At 46.7% G+C, this 1003-nt stretch carries 2 protein-coding genes; one reads left to right on the top strand and one right to left on the bottom strand.

The genetic code is table 11. The annotated features are described in order from the left end of the window. A partial coding sequence (locus KIV40_RS32320) for a VOC family protein (protein ID WP_285353439.1) occupies positions 1–360 on the bottom strand: 360 nt, incomplete at its 3' end. A gap of 123 nt (positions 361–483) precedes the next feature. Here KIV40_RS32320 and KIV40_RS32315 point away from each other — a divergent pair. Further along, a partial coding sequence (locus KIV40_RS32315) for a DMT family transporter (protein WP_285353437.1) occupies positions 484–1003 on the top strand: 520 nt, incomplete at its 3' end.

Below are 1003 nucleotides of genomic sequence, written 5' to 3'. Positions count from 1 at the left end.
ACAGACTTTATTGCCATCGGGATCACGCAAATAAGCCATGTAAAGTCGACGAACGCCTGAATCTCTTATTCCCGGCGCATCTTCAATACTGGTGCCACCATTTTCTAAACCGATACGGTGCCATTCATCGACCGCCTCTGGCGAACTCGCAATAAAGCCTACTGTCATTCCGTTACCAGCACTGGCAGGGTCGCCATTAATAGGTTGAGTTAACCCCAACACACCGTGTTCTGATAAGTAGAGGCAACGACCTTTGGGGTCAACCACACCCTCGGCCCGCCCTAACGCTGCTAGTGTCGCATCGTAAAATGATTTTGCCCTTTCGATACTTTGTACACCTACAAAAACATGGCTAAACATAAACTGTCCTTATGTGTGAGATTAGCGGTCAAAAGGGAATAATTTTCAATTCGCTTACGTTCCAACAACGCAATTAGGGTATGATTCGGTTTCAGCTCTTATATAACTCACAAAGACGACCGTATGCCTTCACTATCATTTTCATTCATCCCCGTTGGGGTTCGCTTTATGTTGCTCTCAGCATTAGGTTTTGCACTGATGTCAGCGTGTGTAAAGTACGTGAGTAACTACGGTATACCAGTGTTTGAGATTGTCGCGGCTAGGGCTCTGGTCTCACTGATCATTAGCTACGTCGATGTGAAGCGCAAAGGAATTTCCGTCTGGGGTAATAACAAGCCGCTGCTATTTGTCCGAGGTGCAGTAGGTACTGCGGCTTTAATGTGTGTTTACTACGCCGTCACCACCCTACCACTGGCAGAAGCAACCATTCTTCAATACGTACATCCCGTATTTACTGCCCTACTCGGTGTTTTATTTCTCAAAGAGCGCATACAGACATCGACTATGATCTGCATTGCCTTCTGCCTTGCTGGTCTTTTTGTCATGGTTCAACCCAATATGAGCAGCGACATCACCAACGACCTGCCGCTGTTTAGCATCATGATTGCTCTGATTGGCGCATTTGGTAGTTCTATCGCCTATG

The sequence above is a fragment of the Vibrio sp. D173a genome (genome assembly GCF_030248475.1).
Note: the sequence above shows the minus strand (reverse complement) of the source record. Positions and strands in the feature narration are given on the sequence as shown.